Genomic DNA, 14826 nt, shown 5'->3' with positions numbered 1-14826 from the left:
GGCAATGCCTGATGGCGACGCTGAGGCGTCTTATCAGGCCTACAACATTATCAGGACTACAGGTTTAGCGCTGTTTGGTACTAAAAATATCCGTACCCAGATGGTTGTAATCCACCTTCTGCAACTTGAAGTTGGTGATGAAGACCGGTCCGGCTTTCTGCTCAGAGATAAAACGGTATTTGGTTTTAATCTCCTTCGCGCTGATCCCCGTCCATTGCGAGAAAAAGCCTAAGAAATCATTTGCCGAGCGGCGCGCTTTAATCACGCGATGCGCTTTGTCATCGCTGGAAAGCACCATAAACGGCACCTGAAAATTCTGCTGATACCTGTCGTCATGCGCCAGATACTGCACCTCTTTCCCGCGCTCTTTAAATGCGAGGCCATGATCCGAGAAGTAGACCATAGAGAAGCTGTCGCCGCTGTTACGCAACTGCGCGTACAGTTTTCCCAGCAGCGCGTCCGTTTGGGTCATGGTGTACAGGTAGCAAGAGGTCTCTTTCGACTGCACGAAAACGTCGTATTTTCCCTGCGTGCGATCGCAGGCCTGCGGGTGCGATCCCATCAGGTGCAGCACGATTAACTGCGGCTGCGTGCGTTCTGTCTCCAGTACCTGAGCGGTCATTTTTAACAGCGCATCGTCACGCGTATTCTTGTCGGCTTCGAAGTCTCCGCTTTTCAGGAAGTGCGCTTCATCGGCACGTTTCGCGATGCTGGCGATAGCCGTATCGTATTCGCCGATTTGCCCCTGATTCGAGAACCACCAGGTCTGGAAACCGGCACGGTTGGCCAGCGTCACAAAGTTATCCTGGAATTGCGGCTTGTTGTCGACCACGCGGTTGAGCGTTAAACCGAGCGATTTTTGCGTTGAGCCGCTGGCGGCAACGTAATCCATGAAAAAATAACCGTTGGCGGTACTGGCGAACGGGGTGTTATCCCAGTGACCGCCGAATGCGCCCATTGCGTCACGCCGAGCGCTTTCACCGATCACCACCACGTAGGTATGGTATCGGGGCTTAACCGCAGTGACCGTCCAGGTATCCTTCATCCCGGACAGCTTCGCCATCCGCTCTTGCTCCTCAATCACCTCATTGTTGTTAACGATGACATCCTTCACGAAGCGAAAAACCGGGTAGCCGGTGTCTTTTAATTTAAACACGCCGCCCCACGCCAGGTTTTGCACCGGCGCGACAAAAAAGGCGATGAGGCTGAACAGCAGACACACGCTGTCCACAACGCGCCAGGCTTTTTTCTCCGTCTCTTGCTTACGGCGAACGGCAATCACGCCCAGTGCAAAGATAAAGAGGCCTACCAGATAGTTGTACCACGGGAAGATGGTCAGGATTTCGGTGGACTCTTCCACGTTGGTCGAATGCAGCGCCAGCAGCGTATTAAAGTTTGGCGAGCCGTAGGCCTGGCCGAACGGGAAATACATGGCGGCGATCAGCGAGCATAGCCCGATCAACACCTTTTGCGCGCGCGGCGAGGTGCGCCAGAGCAACAGCAATAGGCAGGTAAAGGCCGCTGTATAGAACAGGCTAAACGGGTAGCCCGACGCGAGGTTAATCAGCAGCGACTGTAAAAAGTAGAAGCCAGTCCACGGGCTAATGGCCCTGCTGCGGGCAATAAGCGAGTCTTTGAGGGTTAAATTCATATGCCACTATTGCAAAAACGCCATGTGCTCACCCTGGCGTTAAGGGTCAATACCTGCCGGAAAGTGCGTGAAGAGGGGATGGGGTCCGCATCTGCGAGCCGCAATATATGCAGGGCTGCGCAACGATAGAGCGTGTGTATAAGAAGGTCAACTACTACAAGGAAAATGTTTTGCGAAGGGGGCAGCAAAACCGACAAAAAGAAAGGGTATTGAGATAAAACACAGCGCGAGCGCGCCTTGATGGCCGCGAAGATGGCGTCAAAATGGAGCGGCGTACCGCGACGCCGCGTTATTTTGACGAGGGCTGATCCTGCTCGGGTTTGCCGTTGATCATGTCACACAGCATGGACAGCAGCATTAACCGTACTTTAAAGGGAGAGTGGCTAAACACGCGCATACACCTCTTAAATTCGTTCATAGAAACCTCCTGACTTTACGATCCCATCAATCCGTGAGGGATGCCTGCATTACATACAGATATAGCACAGGCTATATTATATAGCTATTGCTAAAACGTTAAATTTTTGAGCCTGTGCAACTCTGGTTTACAATGGACCCACTCCAGCCAGATGCAATTAACGCGTCACAGTAACGAGGAAGCAGAATGAGTCGTCGCGCAGGTACGCCAACAACAAAAAAAGTGACGCAATTAGTGAATGTCGAAGAACACGTCGAAGGGTTCCGCCAGGTCAGGGAAGCGCATCGCCGTGAACTGATTGATGACTACGTTGAGCTGATTTCCGATTTAATTATCGAGGTCGGTGAAGCGCGTCAGGTTGATATGGCGGCGCGACTTGGCGTTTCCCAGCCGACAGTCGCCAAGATGCTCAAGCGTCTGGCGTCGGTAGGGCTTATCGAAATGATCCCCTGGCGCGGGGTATTCTTGACCGCAGAAGGCGAGAAGCTGGCGCAGGAAAGCCGTGAACGCCACCAGATCGTGGAAAACTTTTTACTGGTGCTGGGTGTCAGCCCGGAAATCGCACGCCGCGATGCGGAAGGGATGGAGCACCATGTAAGTCAGGAAACGCTTGAGGCTTTCCGCCTGTTTACGCAAAAGCACGGAACGCCTTCTGAATGAGTTTTCCTTTTCTGCGGGCATTAAGACGCGATCGTTTCCTGCTGTTATTACTCCTTGTCGGGGCCGGACTCAGTCTGTTCGTCCCGTTTACTCCCCGCACCTGGCCGGGTGCAATTGACTGGCACACCATTATTACGCTGAGCGGTTTGATGTTGCTGACCAAAGGCGTTGAGCTGAGCGGATATTTTGATGTGCTGGGCCGCAGAATGGTTCGTCGTTTTAAAACGGAACGCCGCCTGGCAATGTTTATGGTGCTGGCGGCGGCGGTGCTGTCAACGTTCCTGACCAACGATGTGGCGCTGTTTATCGTCGTTCCGCTGACCATTACCCTGAAAAGACTGTGTGCGATTCCGGTAAACCGGCTGATTATCTTTGAGGCGCTGGCGGTCAATGCCGGTTCGCTGCTCACGCCGATTGGCAATCCGCAAAATATTTTGTTGTGGGGGCGTTCCGGTCTCTCATTTGCGGCTTTTGTCTGGCAGATGGCGCCGCTTGCCGCCGTGATGATGCTGACGCTGTTGGTGCTGTGTGGCCTTTGTTTTCCGGGGAAGGCGTTGCAGTACCATACCGGTACGCGCGCCCCTGAGTGGCAACCGCGCTTGGTGTGGAGCTGCCTTGGGTTGTATATCGTGTTTCTGACCGCGCTTGAACTGAAGCAGGAACTCTGGGGGCTGGCGATTGTGGCGGCAGGGTTCATCGTCCTGGCGCGCCGCGTGGTACTGAGCGTCGACTGGACGTTACTGCTGGTGTTTATGGCGATGTTTATCGACGTGCATTTATTGATACAGCTACCGGTGTTACAGGGCGTACTGCGCCATGTTGAAACGCTCTCTGCGCCGGGGCTTTGGCTGACTGCACTCGGTCTGTCGCAGTTTATCAGCAATGTGCCCGCCACGATTTTATTGCTCAACTACGTTCCGCCGACCGCGTTGCTGGCCTGGGCGGTCAATATCGGTGGTTTTGGTTTGCTACCGGGATCGCTGGCGAATCTGATTGCATTGCGGATGGCAAATGATCGGCGTATCTGGTGGCGGTTTCATTGGTATTCGTTGCCGATGCTGCTCTGGGCGGCGCTGGTGGGATATGGATTGTTGCTGCTGAAGTGATGGCCCGATGGCGCTACGCTTATCGGGCCGATGCGGTAGGCCGGGTAAGGCGAGAGTCGCCACCCGGCACATGGCTCTGATCAGTTCAGACGAACCGGCATACCGGAACGGTTCTGAACGGCCTGCTCAACCACAGACTGATCGACATCAGGCTGGCTGGTGACGCTCTGAACGCTTTTGTTCAGGTTAATCGGTACGATCTCGCCGCCTTCGAACTGCGCTTCCGTGGTAGACAGAGGGTTATGGACTTCAATGTAACGGCTGCCATCTGGCTCAGTGGTCGCTTTCACCGGCTCGTCGATAAACTGTACGCGGGTGCCGACCGGCACATTTTCAAACAGGAACTTGATGTCGTCGTTACGCAGACGGACGCAGCCGTGGCTGACGCGCAGGCCGATACCGAAGTTGGCGTTGGTGCCATGAATCGCATACAGACGACCAATGTACAGCGCGTACAGACCCATCGGGTTATCCGGGCCAGCCGGCACGACGGCAGGCAGCGGTTCGCCCGCCGCGCGGTATTCGGCATGCATTTTCGCCGTCGGCGTCCAGGTCGGGCCTGCTTTCTTACGCTCAACTTTCGTTGTCCAGTTGATTGGCGTGTCTTTCCCTAACTGACCGATACCAATCGGCAGGACGATCACCGTATTGGTGCCTTTCGGGTAGTAGTACAGACGCATTTCCGCACTGTTAATGACAATGCCTTCATGCACGGTGTCCGGCAGGATCAGCTGCTGAGGAATGTTCAGCACCGTACCGCCTTTTGGCAGGAAGGTATCAACACCCGGATTCGCTTCCAGCATGTTAGACAGCCCCATCTGGTATTCAGCCGCAAAATACTCCAGCGGTTGGGTATTGCCTTCCGGGATAGTGATCACCTGGTTTTGACCAACGACGCGACTGCCATCGGTCGGTAAAGGATAAGTCACCGCTGAGGCGGTGCTGCAAAAGCCAACTACAGCGAGGGCCGCCGCGAAAAACGTTGTTAATTTCATATTCATGTTATGCGAGATTCAGTGCCTGGCAGGCTATTGGGTTGAGAATTCTGTCATGTTGGGAGCGCATTATATGTGCATTCCCGTTAAGTGGGAATTCAGATGTGTACGAAATCACATTTTTTTCCCGTGAGGACAATTTTAGCGGCTTACCGTGAGGCGCGATCTTATTTAAGACTTGTGGCATAATAAGCGGTTTGTCACATATTTTTCAGGATACGCCAGTGTTAGTTTCCAGCAACGTCACCATGCAGTTCGGCAGCAAGCCGCTGTTTGAAAATATTTCCGTCAAATTTGGCGGCGGCAACCGTTACGGCCTGATTGGCGCCAACGGTAGCGGTAAATCCACCTTTATGAAAATCCTCGGCGGCGATCTCGAACCGACGCTGGGCAACGTCTCTCTCGATCCGAACGAGCGTATCGGTAAGCTGCGCCAGGATCAGTTTGCCTTCGAAGAGTTCAGCGTACTCGACACGGTGATCATGGGGCATGTTGAGCTGTGGGAAGTGAAACAGGAACGCGACCGCATCTACGCGCTGCCGGAAATGAGCGAAGAAGATGGCTATAAAGTGGCCGATCTGGAAGTGAAATACGGCGAAATGGATGGTTACTCTGCCGAAGCGCGCGCGGGCGAACTGCTGCTGGGCGTGGGGATTCCGGTTGAGCAGCACTACGGCCCGATGAGCGAAGTTGCGCCAGGCTGGAAGCTGCGTGTCCTGTTGGCGCAGGCGCTGTTTTCCGACCCCGATATCCTGCTGCTTGATGAACCGACCAACAACCTCGACATCGACACGATCCGTTGGCTGGAACAGGTACTGAACGAACGTGACAGCACCATGATCATCATTTCGCACGACCGTCACTTCCTGAATATGGTGTGCACCCACATGGCGGATCTGGATTACGGCGAACTGCGCATTTACCCGGGTAACTACGACGAGTATATGACTGCCGCCACCCAGGCGCGTGAACGCCTGCTGGCCGATAACGCCAAGAAAAAGGCGCAGATTGCAGACCTGCAATCTTTCGTCAGCCGCTTTAGCGCTAACGCGTCTAAGTCTCGCCAGGCAACGTCTCGTGCCCGTCAGATTGATAAAATTAAGCTTGATGAAGTGAAGGCCTCCAGCCGTCAGAACCCGTTCATCCGTTTTGAACAGGATAAGAAGCTGTTCCGTAACGCGCTGGAAGTGGAAGCGCTCGTGAAAGGCTTTGATAACGGCCCGCTGTTCAAGGGCGTCAATCTGCTGCTGGAAGTGGGCGAAAAGCTTGCGGTACTCGGGACTAACGGCGTGGGTAAATCCACGTTGCTGAAAACGCTGGTGGGCGATCTGGCGCCGGACAACGGCACCGTGAAATGGTCAGAGAACGCGCGCATTGGGTATTACGCGCAGGATCACGAATATGAGTTCGAAAATGACCTGACGGTGTTTGAATGGATGAGTCAGTGGAAGCAGGAAGGCGATGACGAGCAGGCGGTACGCAGCATTCTTGGCCGTCTGTTGTTCAGCCAGGACGATATCAGAAAACCGGCGAAGGTGCTCTCCGGTGGTGAAAAAGGGCGTATGTTGTTCGGTAAGCTGATGATGCAGAAACCGAATATCCTGGTGATGGACGAACCGACCAACCACCTGGATATGGAATCGATCGAATCGCTGAACATGGCGCTGGAGATGTATCAGGGCACGCTGATTTTCGTTTCTCACGACCGTGAGTTTGTTAGCTCGCTGGCGACGCGCGTGCTGGAAATTACGCCGCAGCGCGTGGTGGACTTCAGCGGCAACTACGAAGATTATCTGCGTAGTAAAGGGATCGACGGCTAAAAAAAGCCCGGTGGCGCTATGCTTACCGGGCCTACGCTACAGTTTGTAGGCCGGGTAAGGCGAAGCCGCCCCCCGGCAGCTTTCAGAGCACCCACTCACTCCCTTCAACGCCATTCACCCGCAGCGTGCGTTTTTCCCCCGCCGGTAACGATACCTGCAACGCGTTCCACGCCGGACGATAGTCTCCACGCGCGTTGATCTTCAGGTTGACGGTCGCCCCATCGCACACCATCTCCCATTCCACCCACAGGGCATTGCCCGTCTGATAACCCCAGCTTTCGCCATCGTCTTCAAACAGCAGACCGGACGTTGTCCCCACACCTTTGACCGGGAACAGTTTCAGCTCGCGGGTATCGTCTCGTTCAGCGCTGACATGGGTGATCCGTTCGCTCAGCGGCAGGCCTGCACCGGCGCGTACCAGCAGCGGCAGTTTTTCCAGCGGCGCGTTCAGCGTGATCCACTGGCCGCCAGAGAACCATTCGTGGCTATCGAAATCGTACCAGCCGGTTTCGTTATCCGGCAGCCAGACGCGGCGTTCACGTTGACCAGGTTCCACCACGCTTGCCACCAGAATATTGCGGCCAAGCAGGAAGTCGTCGCACTCTGCGAAGGTTTGCGCGTCGTGCTCGTGGTCGAGGAAAGTGGGGCGCAGCATCGGCTCGTCGTCGGCGTGCGCCTGCCACAGCAGCGTGTAGAAGTAGGGCAGCAGACGGTAACGTAGCTCAATCGCGCTACGAATCGCCGGCGTCACGCCCGGGTACATCCACGGCTCATTCACCGTATGATCGTCATTCCATGAGTGGATGGTAAAGCGAGGGTGCATCACGCCGTTCTGTACCCAGCGCACGAACAGCTCCGCATCCGGTTTATCACCAGAGAAACCGCCGACGTCGTGACCCACGTTATACAGCCCGGACAGACTCATCCCCAGCCCCATGCGGGTGTTGTAGCGCAGGGTATCCCAACTGGTGCGGTTATCGCCGCTCCAGGTTTGCACGTAACGCTGCATCCCGGCGCAGCCGGAACGGGAGATCAGGTACGGGCGTTTTTCCGGCGCAAAGCGCTGCTGCGCTTCCAGCGAGGCGCGCATCATTAACAGCGGCATGACCGGGCGAATATGTTTGATGGCGATTTCGCGGCCAAAGCCGTGGCAGCGGGCTTCGCCATCCCACACTTCAAACTCGTTGTTGTCGTTCCAGGTGGAGTCGATCCCCATCTCCAGCAACTGCGTGGTGACGCCTTCCTGCCACCAGGCGACGGTTTGCGGATTGGTGAAATCAAGGTTAGAACCTTCGTCATCCCAGAAACTTGAATGTTCCGGCGCATCGGTTTCCGAATCACGGATAAATAACCCTCTTTCCGCGACTTCGTTGTAGCGCGGGTGATCCTGCAACAGACACGGTTTAATGTTGGCCGCCAGCTTCAACCCCGCATCGTGGAATGCCTGGGTCATCACTTTCGGCTGCGGCACCTTGTCGTAGTTCCAGTTAAAGACGTAGCGTTTGCCGTTAATGGAGGTGTAGCCAGATGAAAGCTGGAACGAATCGCACGGAATCGCGTGTTCATTGCACAGACGGATAAAGTTCATCAGCTGGTTTTGCGCGTCCGACGCATCGGTGTAATGCATGGTCGAGCCGCTGTAACCCAGGCTCCACTTCGGCCCGAACAGGGTTTTCCCCGTCAGGCGCACAAAGGCTTTGGTGACATCCAGCACACGCTTGCCGGTAAAGATGTAGTAATCGATATCGCCCGCTTCCGCCTGCCAGCGGCGATAGGCAGTGTGATAGTTGTCGATTTCATTGCCCAGATCCAGCCAGCAGCTGCTCAGGTTGTCGTAAAACAGACCGTAGCTGACGTCATCGCGGCGGGCGATGGTGAATGGAATATGTTTGTACAGCGGATCGGTGCTGACCGCGTTATAGCCCATCGCGTCAAGGTTGCGCATCTCATAGCGTTGGCCGTTGCGTTGCAGGTCGCCCGCTTTCTCGCCCAGACCGTAAAAACGTTCATCTTTACGGCGGCTTAAATAGTGCGCCACGCCGTCGCCGTGAGCGTTCAGCAGATAGGCGCTGGTGGGGCGGTCGTTGACCAGCGGCTGCCAGTCGCCCGCCTCATCGCGATAGTGCCACTCCAGCCACAGCGGCTGGTGGACGGTCACGCGCAGTTGCTCAGTAGCGACAATCAGCGCGCCATCCTGCTGCGTCAGTTGCCAGGCCGGGCAGCTAAAGCCGCTTACATCTTCGCGGCTGCGGCCTTCCCACGGCACATCCTGCGCCGGGGCGATACTCCAGGTTCTGTCTAATGCCAGTTCGCCTTTACGTTTGATCAGCACGCGAAACAGATTTTCTTCCAGTACGTACAGGCACAGATGGTGTTGACCATCGACCAGCAGTTCCAGATGATGGGCCGACTGTTTCTCTACAATCCAGTTTTTCAGGGTTTTCATACGCAATACATCCACTATCAGGCGCGCTTGGCGCGACGTTCAGCAATAAATGCCACCAGGAAAACAGCGCCAATCAGGTCAAAGAACCCCATGGCGATAAAGAGCGGGTTAAAGCCGATTTTGTCGGCGGTAACGCCAATTAACAGAGAGAAGAGGAAGCTGGCGATCCACGCCGCAGAGCCGCGCATTCCGTTGACGGTCGCCATCTGGCCTTTATCAAACGACTCCACGACCAGTGCGCTCAGCATGCAGGAGATGATCTGATGACCGAAGCCGCCGATGGAGATCAGCACGATGGTGATATACGGATCGCGGGTAATGGCCACGATGCCGAGAGAAATCATCAGAAACGCGCCGGTCACGGAGCTTGCCACCACGGAATTAACGCGAGAGCAGCCAAACAGACGGGTATACAAGCGGGTGAGGTAGCCGCTCGCCACGCTGCCGAGATCGGCGGCGAGGAACGGCAGCCAGGCAAACATGGCGATCTGCTTCAGATCCATGCCGTGTTCCTTCGCCAGATACAGCGGCACCCAGAAGCTCAGCACCGCCCAGGCCGGTTCTGCCATAAAGGCCGGGATCGCGATACCGTAGAAACGTTTATTTTTCGACACGGTTTTCAGCGCGGTCAGGAAGGGCAGTTTCACGGCCGGAGGCTCGTTATCCTGCTTGATATACTCCAGCTCCTCTTCACTCAGGTTCGGGTGCTGTTCCGGGTTATGGTAGAACGCCCACCACAGGATCACCCACAGCAGTGCCAGCACGCCGGTAAACATAAATGCGCCCTGCCAGCCGAATGAGGCGTGCGCGAAGTAGATGATTGGCGGCGCCAGCATGGCGCCAATTGAGAAGCCGACGCCTGCCCAGCCCGCCGCGACCGGACGCTCTGATTTCGGGAACCATTCGCCGATGGTTTTGGCGTTGGCTGGCGTAGCGGCCGCTTCAGATGCGCCCATAAAGAAGCGCAAAATCGCCAGATGCAGCCAGCTTCCGGCGCCCGCGTGGAAGATACACATCAGCGCCCAGATCCCGGCGCAGACCATAAAGCCAATCTTCAGGCCAATCACATCGATCAGCCAGCCGCACAGGGGCTGGAAAATGGTGTAGGCAATCTGGAACGCGCCGACAATCCAGGAGTATTGCTCGGTGGTGATCCCCAGACTCTCTTTTAGCTCCGGCGCCAGGATACCCAGCGAGTTACGCGTGATGTAGTTAACGGTCACACCCAGTAAGAACAGCACCAGCACATACCAGCGCAAATTTTTGATGACGCGGCGGGTTTTACTCGCGGCGACAGTGTTATTGATGTCCTGACTCATTTCTTTTCTCCACAAGACGGACGGTAGGGGAAACAAACGTTTTGGTGTCACACAAATTTTGTTATCTCATTGAAAATTATCTTTTTATTTATTCTTAGTTGCTATACAACTAGTATGTAAGTTGTGTGACAAGTTCAGGTTAAGTGAGAAAATGGGCGGGCAATAGTGGATTTTGTGCAAGTTTTCTCATTACTAACGGTATCGCTCTGGCAAGATGGACGTTAAGCCAGTTATTTCCCTGTTTGTGCGTTATGAAAATTTTTTCATTTAGCAAATGGAGCAAGATCACAAAATGGATAAAAGGCTCAAAATCAGCGAAATTGCCGCGCGGACGCAGCTTTCCGTCAGCACCGTCTCCCGCGTGCTGGCGGGGAAGGCAAATACCAGTGAAAAAGCGCGCAACAAAGTGCTGGAGTGCGCGCGGGAGCTGGGCGTCATGGACGGGATGGCGGCAGGCAGGCTGTTGCTGAATAGTCTGGTGGTCTTTGCGCCGCAGCGGGCGTTTGATGAGCGGTCCGACATCTTTTACTACCGCGTGATTCAGAACGTGAGTAAAGGGCTGACGGCGTATGAAGTACGGCTGCGTTATTGCGCGCTTGAGGAGCTGGACAGTGACGCGCAGCTTTTCCTCGCGCGGATGAACGAAGCGGAAACGCAGGCGGCGATTTTGTTAGGGATTGACGATCCGCATATTCACGATTTGGCAGTGGACGTGGGGAAACCCTGCGTACTGATTAATTGCCGCGACCAGCGAATGCGTTTGCCAGCCGTTTCGCCCGATCACCGCGCCATTGGCGAACTTGCCGCTGATTATCTTTTTTCAATGGGGCATCGCGACGTGATGACGGTGCTCTGTCTGCGTCGCTACACGATGGAGCTGCGTCTGGCCGGCATTCGCGACGCCTGGCAAACCCATAATCTGAAATTTAACGATAAGCGGGATTTACTGGTATCGCCGAGTTTCAGTGCGAAAGAGGCGGAGCAGCGGGTCAGCGAATGGCTGGCGAATACGCCGGATAAGGCGTTGCCGACGGCGTTTTTGGTCGGCGGTGATTTTATGGCGGCGGGCGTCATCAGCGCGTTGCAAAAGCGCGGCCTTCGCGTGCCGCAGGATGTGTCGGTGATGAGTATTGACGGCTTTAATCTGGCGGAAATTCAGGATGTGCCGTTAACAGCAGTGCATGTGCCGCGCGATGAGCTGGGGACGGAGGCGGTACATATGCTGCAACAACGTCTGGTTCGTCCGAATGCGCCAATCGGTACGCTGTTGCTGAACGGCACGTTGACGGTGCGGGAGTCGGTGCGGCGGATACGTCCAGGGAAACGACGCACCGCCGTAGAGCGGGAAGGGCTGTATGACGCTTAACTCATGCCCAGCGCGCGTTTTCCGTGAATGTTCAGATCGCTCAGCGTAAAACGGCCTTCCCAGTTTGTTTCGTAATCTTCACGCGGGAAATCGCCTGGCGATGCGCCCGTTTCCAGCGCGGCTTTGACCTTGTGCGCGTAAGCCAGGTTTTTCTCACACATCGGCGCGGCGGGGATGTACATCACGTTCCCCCAGCCTTGCTGATTTTCCACCGGCGCGACGGAGTGGATCACATCGCAATGCCACCAGACGGAGTCCCCGGCCTCCAGTTGCGGAATACTGGTCAATGCCTCAATCAGCAGCGGATGCCATTGTTGCGAAACCGGCAGCACCCGGCCTGGTGCAACGCCGCACAGTTCATCTTCAGGAACGTCATCCAGCAGGGGGCGTAACAGAATATACGCCATCGCTTCTGGAATCGGCACCACATGCAGCAAGCCCTGGCCCGGCAGCATATCTGACAGCGCCGTCCACCCCTGGAAGGTGCGGAAAACCGAGCATTTGGTGGTGTTATCGACCGTATACTCTTCGACTTCGGTACGGTAGGCGGCATGCCAGGGATCGTACTTCTCCAGTTCGCCGTTAAAGATACTGGCGAAAACCCGTTGATAGGCGGGCAGCAGCCAGCGTTCCAGCGCGCCGGAATCGGTATGCGCCCCCAGACCTTTTGAGGTGGTGCCGGGCGGGCGGCGGCGGATGCGATCCGGGTAGATCACGCTGATATCCGGGTTGAACCACTGTCTGCCGTCGCTTTCAAATGTCCACAGCCGATTAAGGAAAGACTGAACGTTCGCCATCTCTTCGCTCTGACGAGCCTGCATCTGCGCCTGCGACCAGTAAATCGGATAAATTTCAGGGCGGGAGGCGGTTAATGTGCCGAAGAAGTTATCGCCGGGACCTTTGTACACCTCATCAAAATGGTTGCGATCCAGATAATCCAGCATAGATTGATCCCATGCCAGCGCCTGTTCCCGCGGGAAATGGCCCTTAATGACCGCGCATCCGCGCCGCTTGATCTGTTCACGCTGCGCTGCCGTGATGGCGCCGGACTGGATATCCGCGTAAGACAGCGCAGGCCAGACGGCATCGCCCTGCGCTTTGAGCGTATTGATTTCCGCCACGCGTGTGGCAATCACCTCGCTGAGCCTGTCAAAAACGCCCTGCACATCACCGAGCTGCGCCCGCAACGCCTGCTTCATCTGCCGGATCGCCGCTTTATGATCGGCCGGTAATGTATCGCTTGTGAAGGTTAAAGCCATAACCACCTCGCATTGACTTTCATTCGAAACTTAAATTAATTACAAATGACAATATAAGTTATAAATAAGTTAATGCAAGTTTAAAAACTTGATGCGGTACGCAGAATGGAAAAGCAGGAGGAAACCGGAGCAGCGCTCCGGTATCTGGAATCAGATGTTAAAAGGCGGGGCGTTATCCAGTACGGCCTGAATCACGTTTAACGCTCCCTGATGGTTGTTATCATCGGTATGATAACGGCTGAGGGCTTTGATGTTGTCTGCGGCGTTCGCCATCGCGAAAGCATACCGCGCCATTTTCAGCATTTCCGCATCGTTGTCGCTGTCGCCAATCGCCACCACATTTTGCGGCGAAAGATCCCAGCGTTTCAACAGACGGCTGATGCCGTTCGCTTTGTGTAATCCCGGTATGATTAAGTCGATGAAGCCGAAGCCGCTGGTCACGGGTTTCATAATGCCGTCCAGCGACGTATGCAGCGCATCAACCACGAAGGGGATCTGCTGGTCTGGCAGGTTCAGTGAAAACTTAAACAGAACATCGTCAATGTCCTGGTAATCCTTCACGGGTTGCAGACGGTGGTAGTGCTTCGACATCAGCGCCACAAAAGATTCCGGCGCATGTTCGCTGACATAAGCGCTTTTCAGGCCGCAGGCGACAAAATTAAGCTGCTTATCTTTTAACAGCTCGCCAATCACAATACGGGATTCATGCCGGGTCAGTTCGCCATGAAACAGCTGCTTGCCATGCTCATAAACCAGCGCGCCATTTTCCGCGACGAAGGAAATTTCGTCTTTCAGCTCGGGGAAAAAGGAAATAAGTTGGTAATACTGATTGCCGCTGGCGACGACAAATTCGATGCCGCGTTTTTTTAGTTCCTGATACTGCGCCATAAATCGTGCGTGATCGTACTTTTTGGCGTCGTCGAGAAAAGTTCCGTCCATATCAATGACGATAACTTTAACGGTCATACATTGCTCCTGGGTCACTGCGTTTTGAAACATTCTAATAACAAGGTGACGGGGAGCACAAATTTAATTTCATTCGAAAGTGAAACGGCAACTGAAGTCGCCGTATTTGTAGTTGCCTGTCGGGTAAGGATATTGTTAATCCCAGTTTCCATACGGGTAGGTTTTGCCTTTAATGAAATTCTGAGTCGACTGAATGAAATTAAACGTGCCGCCGGGGACGATGTAGTCTTTGCAGAGCGTCATCTCGTTGCCTGTGAGGGTCCACATTTTCAGCGGTTTTACGGGAAGGCTGGGACGCCCGGCGACATCGGGGAACCAGACGTTGACTTTGCCACCAGGGGATAGGCCGAAGAGAAGATTATCGTACCAGACGGCATCCCCGTCCCAGGTATGATCGGCAGGGGTTTTCATCCGTAGCCAGGTTTCTGGTCCGAACACGGCGCTGGTCTCGTAAGTTTGTTTGTCGATATAGGATTCCCAGCAGAAGACAATGTACTGAGGCGGTTTTTTGACTTTGTTGAAAACGACGCTACCGCCAAAGGCCACATCAGTCCATTTGTCCACGGATTCTGAGTCGCGGGACGTCGGGTCAAGCGTATTAAAGGTATACAGATAACCATCCGTGTCTATCACCCGAGCATGAAGCGTTTCCGCTGGTAGCTCATAGGGCGTGATAAAGGAAAAACTCCACTTGCCATAAGGCAGCGTCCAGTCACCACTGGCGGCCTGTTTTGACTGCAAAGGTTCAGGTTTCTGCGGGCTGCAGCCAGAGGCGATTATCAGCAGTGGGATTAAAAGCAGTTTGTTTATATTCATCCGC

Annotated in this window: 12 protein-coding genes; 4 read left to right on the top strand and 8 right to left on the bottom strand. The window is 54.8% G+C overall.

The window, feature by feature from the left end; genetic code table 11:
- Window positions 1-64 precede the first annotated feature (64 nt).
- Together CKO_RS09745 and mntS are read right to left on the bottom strand one after the other, a co-directional pair.
- Window positions 65-1651 (bottom strand): phosphoethanolamine transferase, encoded by a 1587-nt coding sequence (locus CKO_RS09745; protein ID WP_012133152.1) that lies wholly within the window; start codon window positions 1649-1651, stop codon window positions 65-67.
- A gap of 289 nt (window positions 1652-1940) precedes the next feature.
- Window positions 1941-2069 (bottom strand): manganase accumulation protein MntS, encoded by a 129-nt coding sequence (gene mntS / locus CKO_RS09740; protein WP_047457949.1) that lies wholly within the window; start codon window positions 2067-2069, stop codon window positions 1941-1943.
- 186 nt (window positions 2070-2255) lie between these two features.
- Between mntS and mntR the strand changes: the two genes are divergently transcribed.
- On the top strand, window positions 2256-2729 hold the full coding sequence (gene mntR, locus CKO_RS09735; RefSeq protein WP_012133150.1) for a manganese-binding transcriptional regulator MntR: 474 nt from the start codon (window positions 2256-2258) through the stop codon (window positions 2727-2729).
- Window positions 2726-3835, top strand: coding sequence for an anion transporter (locus CKO_RS09730; RefSeq protein ID WP_012133149.1), 1110 nt, complete (start codon window positions 2726-2728; stop codon window positions 3833-3835). Before mntR ends, CKO_RS09730 begins: the two co-directional genes overlap by 4 nt.
- Window positions 3836-3915: 80 nt before the next feature.
- Here the strand turns inward: CKO_RS09730 and ldtB are convergent, their stop codons facing one another.
- On the bottom strand, window positions 3916-4836 hold the full coding sequence (gene ldtB / locus CKO_RS09725; RefSeq protein ID WP_012133148.1) for a L,D-transpeptidase: 921 nt from the start codon (window positions 4834-4836) through the stop codon (window positions 3916-3918).
- A 218-nt stretch (window positions 4837-5054) separates the two neighbouring features.
- On the opposite strand from ldtB, the gene CKO_RS09720 reads away from it, so the two are divergent.
- On the top strand, window positions 5055-6650 hold the full coding sequence (locus tag CKO_RS09720; RefSeq protein WP_024130507.1) for an ABC-F family ATPase: 1596 nt from the start codon (window positions 5055-5057) through the stop codon (window positions 6648-6650).
- 82 nt (window positions 6651-6732) lie between these two features.
- Here CKO_RS09720 and CKO_RS09715 read toward each other — a convergent pair whose 3' ends face one another.
- Window positions 6733-9096 (bottom strand): glycoside hydrolase family 31 protein, encoded by a 2364-nt coding sequence (locus CKO_RS09715; protein WP_012133146.1) that lies wholly within the window; start codon window positions 9094-9096, stop codon window positions 6733-6735.
- A 17-nt stretch (window positions 9097-9113) separates the two neighbouring features.
- The gene (locus CKO_RS09710) at window positions 9114-10415 is read right to left on the bottom strand and encodes an MFS transporter (protein ID WP_012133145.1); all 1302 of its coding nucleotides are present in this window, start codon (window positions 10413-10415) and stop codon (window positions 9114-9116) included.
- A 292-nt stretch (window positions 10416-10707) separates the two neighbouring features.
- On the opposite strand from CKO_RS09710, the gene CKO_RS09705 reads away from it, so the two are divergent.
- Window positions 10708-11781 carry a LacI family DNA-binding transcriptional regulator gene (locus CKO_RS09705; protein WP_024130506.1) on the top strand — a complete coding sequence of 358 codons (1074 nt, stop codon included), beginning with the start codon at window positions 10708-10710 and terminating at the stop codon, window positions 11779-11781.
- Here the strand turns inward: CKO_RS09705 and CKO_RS09700 are convergent.
- The 3 genes from CKO_RS09700 to CKO_RS09690 all read right to left on the bottom strand — a co-directional run bounded on the left by CKO_RS09700 (window position 11778) and on the right by CKO_RS09690 (window position 14822).
- On the bottom strand, window positions 11778-13040 hold the full coding sequence (locus CKO_RS09700; RefSeq protein ID WP_012133143.1) for a DUF1479 domain-containing protein: 1263 nt from the start codon (window positions 13038-13040) through the stop codon (window positions 11778-11780). The genes CKO_RS09705 and CKO_RS09700 overlap by 4 nt on opposite strands.
- Before the next feature lie 150 nt (window positions 13041-13190).
- Complete coding sequence (locus CKO_RS09695; RefSeq protein ID WP_024130505.1) at window positions 13191-14006, bottom strand: Cof-type HAD-IIB family hydrolase; 816 nt, start codon at window positions 14004-14006, stop codon at window positions 13191-13193.
- 135 nt (window positions 14007-14141) lie between these two features.
- Window positions 14142-14822, bottom strand: coding sequence for a DUF2931 family protein (locus CKO_RS09690; RefSeq protein WP_012133140.1), 681 nt, complete (start codon window positions 14820-14822; stop codon window positions 14142-14144).
- Between the last annotated feature and the right edge of the window lie 4 nt (window positions 14823-14826).

This window comes from Citrobacter koseri ATCC BAA-895 (assembly GCF_000018045.1).
Classification (GTDB): Bacteria; Pseudomonadota; Gammaproteobacteria; order Enterobacterales; family Enterobacteriaceae; genus Citrobacter_B; species Citrobacter_B koseri.
The sequence above is the reverse complement of the archived record's forward strand: the minus strand, read 5'-3'. Positions and strand labels throughout refer to the sequence as shown.

Bases quoted from the DNA above. Each gene is read 5' to 3' on its own strand.
- CKO_RS09745 (WP_012133152.1), bottom strand. From the start codon at position 1,651: ATGAATTTAACCCTCAAAGACTCGCTTATTGCCCGCAGCAGGGCCATT.
- ldtB (WP_012133148.1), bottom strand. From the start codon at position 4,836: ATGAATATGAAATTAACAACGTTTTTCGCGGCGGCCCTCGCTGTAGTT.
- CKO_RS09730 (WP_012133149.1), top strand. From the start codon at position 2,726: ATGAGTTTTCCTTTTCTGCGGGCATTAAGACGCGATCGTTTCCTGCTG.
- CKO_RS09715 (WP_012133146.1), bottom strand. From the start codon at position 9,096: ATGAAAACCCTGAAAAACTGGATTGTAGAGAAACAGTCGGCCCATCAT.
- CKO_RS09700 (WP_012133143.1), bottom strand. From the start codon at position 13,040: ATGGCTTTAACCTTCACAAGCGATACATTACCGGCCGATCATAAAGCG.
- CKO_RS09705 (WP_024130506.1), top strand. From the start codon at position 10,708: ATGGATAAAAGGCTCAAAATCAGCGAAATTGCCGCGCGGACGCAGCTT.
- mntR (WP_012133150.1), top strand. From the start codon at position 2,256: ATGAGTCGTCGCGCAGGTACGCCAACAACAAAAAAAGTGACGCAATTA.
- CKO_RS09695 (WP_024130505.1), bottom strand. From the start codon at position 14,006: ATGACCGTTAAAGTTATCGTCATTGATATGGACGGAACTTTTCTCGAC.
- mntS (WP_047457949.1), bottom strand. From the start codon at position 2,069: ATGAACGAATTTAAGAGGTGTATGCGCGTGTTTAGCCACTCTCCCTTT.
- CKO_RS09690 (WP_012133140.1), bottom strand. From the start codon at position 14,822: ATGAATATAAACAAACTGCTTTTAATCCCACTGCTGATAATCGCCTCT.
- CKO_RS09710 (WP_012133145.1), bottom strand. From the start codon at position 10,415: ATGAGTCAGGACATCAATAACACTGTCGCCGCGAGTAAAACCCGCCGC.